Raw genomic sequence first — 6,220 nt, 5'->3', positions numbered from 1 at the left:
CACCCAGGACCGGATCATCCTCGAGCACCATGTGCGCATCGACGGTGAGCGCGACAAACGCGTGCTGGAACTGGCCTGGCTCAACAGCCACCACCAGAGCGGCGTGCGCAACCTGATGGACCAGGCTGTGCTGCACTTCGCAGGTCAGGAGCGTGAATTCCAGGCGCCCTACGCCTACGCCAAGGTCGACGAGTTGCCGTTCGACTTCATTCGCCGTCGCCTGTCGGTGGTGGTGAAGAAGGCCCTGGGGGATCACCTGATGGTGAGCAAGGGCGCAGTCGAGGAAATGCTCGCCATCGCCACCCATGTGCAGGAAGGTGACAGCGTCGTGGCCCTCGATGAGCGTCGGCGCCAGCGCCTGCTGGCCAGCGCCGATGCCTTCAACCGCGACGGCTTCCGCGTGCTGGTGGTCGCCACCCGCGACATTCCGGCAAGCGAAGGCAAGGCGCAGTACCACACCGACGACGAGCGCGACCTGGTGATCCAGGGCTTCCTGACCTTCCTCGACCCACCCAAGGAAACCGCCGGCCCAGCCATTGCCGCCCTGCGTGAGATGGGCGTGCGGGTCAAGGTGCTGACCGGCGATAACCCGGTGGTCACCTGCAAAGTGTGCCGTGAAGTCGGCCTGGAGCCCGGCCTGCCGCTGCTCGGCCAGGACATCGAGCGCATGGACGACACCACCCTGAAGATTCAGGTCGAAGAACGCACCGTCTTCGCCAAGCTCACCCCGCTGCAAAAGTCCCGCGTGCTCAAGGCGCTGCAGGCCAACGGTCACACCGTGGGCTTCCTCGGCGACGGCATCAACGACGCCGCCGCCCTGCGCGACGCCGACGTCGGTATCTCGGTAGACAGCGGCACCGATATCGCCAAGGAATCGGCAGACATCATCCTGCTGGAAAAAAGCCTGATGGTGCTCGAAGAGGGCGTGCTCAAAGGTCGCGAAACCTTCGGCAACATCATGAAGTACCTGTGCATGACCGCCAGCTCCAACTTCGGCAACGTGTTCTCGGTGCTGGTGGCCAGTGCGTTCATTCCCTTCCTGCCGATGCTGGCGATCCACCTGCTGCTGCAGAACCTGATGTACGACTTCTCCCAGCTGTCGCTGCCGTGGGACCGCATGGACAAGGAGTTCCTCAGCGAACCGCGCAAGTGGGATGCCCGCAACATTGGCCGCTTCATGCTGTGGATCGGCCCGACCTCCTCGATCTTCGACATCACCACCTTTGCCCTGATGTGGTACGTGTTCGCCGCCAACAGTGTCGAGATGCAGGCGCTGTTCCAGTCTGGCTGGTTTATCGAAGGCCTGCTGTCGCAAACCCTGGTGGTGCACATGCTGCGCACGCGCAAGGTGCCGTTCTTCCAGAGCACTGCAGCGCTGCCGGTGATCCTGGCCACGGGCCTGGTGATGGCGCTGGGCATCTACATCCCGTTCTCGCCGGTGGGCACTATGGTCGGTCTGGTGCCGCTGCCGTGGGAATACTTCCCTTGGCTGGTCGCCACCCTGCTGGGCTACTGCGTGGTCGCACAGACCATGAAGACCCTCTACATCCGCCGCTTCGGACAGTGGTTCTGAGCCTGCAGGGAGAGCAGACCATGCGCGTACTGATCTGTGCGGGACGCAACTACGCCGACACCCGGCGCTGCCGCCAGGCCCTGGACGATGTCCAGCGCCAGCGGCCGATCCTGGTGTTGATCCACGGCGGCAGCCAGTTCCTCGGCGGCGAGATCGAAAGCTGGGCACGCGAGCACGGCGCCGACCTGGTGCGCTACCCGCCCAACTGGCAGCTGCACGGCAAGCAGGCCGAACGCCTGCGCAACCTGTTCATGTTCACCGACAGCCGCCCCGAGTTGTTGCTCGCCCTGCCCGGGGGCGACGACACCGAGGAGCTGCTGGCCAGGGCTCGCGGCGCTGGTGTGCAGGTGATCTGCGGCAGGCAACCACGACAACCCGAGCGAGAGGAGCATTGCCATGACGCCTGAAAAGCCTGATGAGCGAGCCCGCTTCTCGCTCACCCACGACCTGCCACCCGCCCAGGCCCGGGCGGCGCGGCGCAATGTGCTGTTTGTGATCGTGACCTTGGTGCTGAGTGGGGTGTTGGTAGTGTTGTTTGGGGTCGAGGCGCGGTTGTCTGGAGGTTGAGGGAGGCTGAAGGTTGAGACGTCTGTGGAAGCGCTGCCTAACCGGCTAGCGCTCGCATTCTTGCTCTTGCTCCGCCAACTGACTTAACATGGCACCTGACTACGGCGACAGCAGAAAATTTGTCGGCGGAGCTGCGTAGGCCTGGCATGCCAAGGTCATATGAAGGGAAATCGCAAGCATCTGGGTTGTTCTGCTTCAGTGCAGGAGACTCGCTTTCGAGGCCGTCCTTCCGCGTAGTCACTTGATATTCCGAATCTTGGCCTCGGTCGCGTGATACGCGGTGACCGGGGCCAAGTACCTTCTGGCGCCGTCAACGCGCACTTCTACTACAGCCACCGCGTAAAATCTGCCCCCTCCCACCACCACCTGACGCCCTGTATTGAAGACTATGGCTTGGGAATGCTTGGGCTTGTTCAACCCAATCTGGCTGTAAGCTGAGTAGGCCGCTACCAAAATGGCCAGGACTTCTGCTGCGCTGCAATTATCCTTGGACCCGCGCGAAGCCATAGGATGAGCTACAGCCTCCAGATCGATGAGGATTCCACGCTGGTTGGGTACAGGCCAGCCTTTCAGTTGGCATATTTTCTTTACCCTATCCAATTGCTTTGGGGTTAGCAGGAAGCTGAAGGCAGGTGCATGCTTGACCTGTTTGAGCGGTATACCTGCTTCCCGCATTACGCTGACCTGTTGCATCAAGGTTCTGAAAGCGTCTTCGAGGGCCAGATCTCCTCGTTTGTCATGATGCATTGCCGGTCCTAACACTGCCTGCTTTCTCACTCACCGCTCAGCATCGCATTACCGGTGAAACTCATGCCTGTGCAACGCATGGCTGAATTTTGCGGCTGGCTTTGACCGTACGACAAGTCCGAACATGCTGCTAAAACCTTCGATTGCGCGCGACTAGGAAGTATCCTACGCGCTTTGCGGAAGCCTCTTAATTGTCGGGGAAATGCCTCAGGGATAACTTCGCTGGGTCGCCCACATTGGCGATCGGGTGTGAGAAGCCCGGGTATGGCTAGACGGCAATCCTGTCATGGCAGCCGTGCGCGTGCAGACTTCGGTCTGGCCGTGCGCCGTACCACGGTTCTTCTCACCTCGTGCACGGCTGCCACCCTTCTATCCGTGAGAAGATGCTCGGTGGTCGCTCCAGATAATCGTACGGAGTTAGACCATGAAGAAACTCGTCCCCGACCCACCCCGCCTCAAGCTCATCAACAACCCCTACTTTTCCATCCACACCGACATGACCCCTCCCGACGCCCTGGCCCACGCCAGCGAGCTGTTGCGCGGTGTCGCCGAAACCATCGACGAACACTGTCGCACCTATGCCGGTGTACCCGGCCTGCACATGCTGTCGAACGCCGCGCACTCCGCCGAAACGGCTCGCGCGCTGATCGAACATGCGCTGAACCGGATGTGACCCTGAGCCCGTCAAGGAGTGATGAACATGAGCGGTAACCAATCCGGCCGCACCACCGCAGGTGTTGCCACCTTTCTCGAGATGTTCCGCGTACAGCCCGGTGTCCCCTATGAGCGCGCCATCGAAGAAATCTCAGTGCTGGTGGGCTGTACACGTGATCTGAGCGATCAGTTCACAGGGGAGGCAAACCCCGCGGCAATCACCGCCCTGCACTACCTCAGCGCGCTGGCCAAGGCGTTGTTGAATGATCTTGAAGTCAGCCGCAACGCTGGCGTCTGAAACCTTACGAGCAAGCCTCGATACCGCCTCGGCATCGAGGCCCAGGCAAATGCTGCACGAGCACGCTTCAATGAGCTGAAGTCTCAGGCCGCGCAAGAATCCGTCACTAAAGTATTCCCTCCCTGTGCCGTTAACTGCCTCAACTGGAAGGATTTATTTAGCTGGACTTTGCGCAAGTCGAGCTAACCCATGGAAGGCACCGATGCAAAGTGACCGGAAAGGACATGCAGCTGCCGTAACGCTGCAGACCGGGCAAGGCGGACTGTTGTCCGTCGTGCGACATACGAAAATGTCAACACATGGAAAATACGCTATGCAATTCAAGAAACGGATCTTCGCGGCCCTGGCCGTTACCTCCCTGTTCGCTGCCGGTGCAGCGCATGCAGGCCCTCCCGTGCAGATCACCGTCAAGAATCTGGGCACTGCCGAAGCCAAGTACTCGATGATCGGCAACAACGAAGCCCTGACCAACGCCAGCGCAACGCCCAAGCCCAAGGATTCGATCCTGCCGAACCAGGCCTTCACCTTCGTCGTGACCGGCCCCCTGAGCCCAGACATCACCACCGCCTTCGTGCGCTACGCCATCGGCGGCAAGTCCTGCGTGTTCCGTACCTCGTTCGTCAACACGATTGCCCCGGGCGGGCTGGGTGGCACCATCACCAAGATCCCGAAATGGACCAAGGATGCCGATGCCAGCGGCGGCGCTCGCTGCACCGCAACCATCACCTCGACCAGCCTGTCGAACTATTCGTGGAACGTCGAATTCACGATCAAGTAAGTCGCTGAACGTTCTGCCCCGGAGCGATCCGGGGCAGAACGGGTCCAAATCAGACGCAGCATCCCCGCTGCCCAGAGAGATACGGAGACGATCATGGATGGTGTCAACAGCCTGCCGGCGTCACAGGTAAAAACCCTCAACGCGACTCAAGGCACTGGCAAGCCAGATGAAAAGCCTGACGCCACGGCCTCGGTCGCGGCGCCCCAGAAAACGGGCAGCTCGGATAACGCGAGCATCTCGCCACTGGCGCAGTTGCTCAGCGACGCAGCAGCACGGGCGGCAAAGCGCGACGCCAGCACTGACCGTAGCGGCCTGAAAGCCATCGCCGAGCAGGTAACCCGCGCTATTCACAGCCCGGCGTTCGAGCAGTCCAAGGTCGAACGCGATGCCGAAACGCCCGCTTCGGACGACCCACAGCGCCTCGAGCAAGCACGTCAGGCAACCGCCTTCCTGAACAACAAAGGTTCCAACCCGTTCGCGGGCATGTCCATGGAACAACTTTCTCTGATCGTTCATGACGACAGCGGTGCATTCACCATCAACGAACGGCGCGCAGCGCTGGTGGAGACCGGTGCGCAGGAAGAGGCTTGGTCCAGAGCGGTTTCGCAGAAGTTGATGGACGAATACAACCGCGACGGGCACATGTCACCTAAAACCCTTCAGGGCATCCTGGATTATTACAAGGGCCTGCCGCCAATCATGGAAGCCCAGCTTCCCGACAACTACGAACACGATTTGAACAAACTCATCCAGTACGCCGAAAAAGAACAATCGCACAGCAAGGATCAACTGCAATCGCTCCTTGATCTGGTCTTGGCAAAACGCCTTGAGCACACCGACAAGACAGCAACGCAAGACACCTGAATTTATTCAACCAGGTGCCCATCGTGTTGAGTGGGGTACCTGGACAGATTCCCAAGGATCGTGGGCAATGGATGCCTGAGTCACCCAACCAGACGCTGATTCGCCTGCAAGGCGTGACGCATGCGTACAGCTCCCATAGCGCCGCGCGGCCCGTGCTGCGTGATGTCTCGTTGTCGGTCGAGGCCGGCCAAAGCTGCGCCATCGTTGGCGCCTCGGGCTCGGGCAAGAGCACCTTGCTCAGCCTGATCGGCCTGCTCGACCAGCCCACCCACGGACAACTCCATCTGGCAGGCCGCGACATGACCCTGGCAACGGATGGCGCCCGCGCAGTGATGCGCAACCAGCACATCGGCTTCGTTTTTCAGGGCTTCAACCTGCTGCCGCGTCTGGATGCCCTCGACAATGTCGCCTTGCCGCTGCTTTACCGTGGCGAGCCACGCAACTCGGCACGGGAGGCGGCGCGCCAGCAGTTGCGGCGGGTAGGCCTCGGCGAACGGCTGCACCACCGCCCGGCAGAGCTCTCCGGGGGCCAACGCCAGCGAGTGGCCATTGCCCGCGCCCTCGTCGGTGAGCCCCAACTGCTGCTCGCCGACGAGCCCACCGGCAACCTCGATGGCCAGACTGCACAAGACATCATCGAACTGCTGCTGGCTCTCAACCGTGAGCAGGGCGTCACCCTGATCATCGTCACCCATGACCTGGGGATTGCCCGTCGTCTGCAACGCTGCCTGCAGGTTGT

At 61.1% G+C, this 6,220-nt stretch carries 9 protein-coding genes; 8 read left to right on the top strand and 1 reads right to left on the bottom strand.

The window, feature by feature from the left end; all coding sequences use genetic code 11:
- From mgtA to VA602_RS15000, 3 genes are all read left to right on the top strand, one after another.
- A partial coding sequence (gene mgtA / locus VA602_RS15010) for a magnesium-translocating P-type ATPase (RefSeq protein ID WP_323453607.1) occupies positions 1-1,573 on the top strand: 1,573 nt, incomplete at its 5' end.
- Positions 1,574-1,593: 20 nt separating this feature from the next.
- Positions 1,594-1,980 (top strand): DUF2493 domain-containing protein, encoded by a 387-nt coding sequence (locus tag VA602_RS15005; RefSeq protein ID WP_323453606.1) that lies wholly within the window; start codon positions 1,594-1,596, stop codon positions 1,978-1,980.
- Positions 1,970-2,140, top strand: coding sequence for a hypothetical protein (locus VA602_RS15000; RefSeq protein ID WP_186667362.1), 171 nt, complete (start codon positions 1,970-1,972; stop codon positions 2,138-2,140). The genes VA602_RS15005 and VA602_RS15000 overlap by 11 nt, the downstream gene beginning before the upstream one ends.
- 237 nt (positions 2,141-2,377) lie before the next feature.
- Here VA602_RS15000 and VA602_RS14995 read toward each other — a convergent pair whose 3' ends face one another.
- Positions 2,378-2,887: a hypothetical protein gene (locus VA602_RS14995; RefSeq protein WP_323453605.1), complete on the bottom strand. Its 510-nt coding sequence runs from the start codon at positions 2,885-2,887 to the stop codon at positions 2,378-2,380.
- A gap of 424 nt (positions 2,888-3,311) precedes the next feature.
- Between VA602_RS14995 and VA602_RS14990 the strand changes: the two genes are divergently transcribed.
- The 5 genes from VA602_RS14990 to VA602_RS14970 all read left to right on the top strand — a co-directional run.
- Positions 3,312-3,560: a hypothetical protein gene (locus tag VA602_RS14990; protein ID WP_054893665.1), complete on the top strand. Its 249-nt coding sequence runs from the start codon at positions 3,312-3,314 to the stop codon at positions 3,558-3,560.
- A gap of 27 nt (positions 3,561-3,587) precedes the next feature.
- On the top strand, positions 3,588-3,839 hold the full coding sequence (locus VA602_RS14985) for a DUF3077 domain-containing protein (protein ID WP_054893666.1): 252 nt from the start codon (positions 3,588-3,590) through the stop codon (positions 3,837-3,839).
- Between the two features lie 313 nt (positions 3,840-4,152).
- The gene (locus tag VA602_RS14980; protein ID WP_054893667.1) at positions 4,153-4,617 is read left to right on the top strand and encodes a hypothetical protein; all 465 of its coding nucleotides are present in this window, start codon (positions 4,153-4,155) and stop codon (positions 4,615-4,617) included.
- 93 nt (positions 4,618-4,710) lie between these two features.
- The gene (locus tag VA602_RS14975; protein WP_323453604.1) at positions 4,711-5,481 is read left to right on the top strand and encodes a hypothetical protein; all 771 of its coding nucleotides are present in this window, start codon (positions 4,711-4,713) and stop codon (positions 5,479-5,481) included.
- Positions 5,482-5,552: 71 nt separating this feature from the next.
- Positions 5,553-6,220: ABC transporter ATP-binding protein (locus tag VA602_RS14970; protein WP_323453603.1), on the top strand; the 668-nt coding region annotated here is incomplete at its 3' end.

The organism is Pseudomonas machongensis, assembly GCF_034961125.1.
Lineage (GTDB): Bacteria > Pseudomonadota > Gammaproteobacteria > Pseudomonadales > Pseudomonadaceae > Aquipseudomonas > Aquipseudomonas machongensis.
This window is presented reverse-complemented; position numbering and strand designations above follow the sequence as displayed.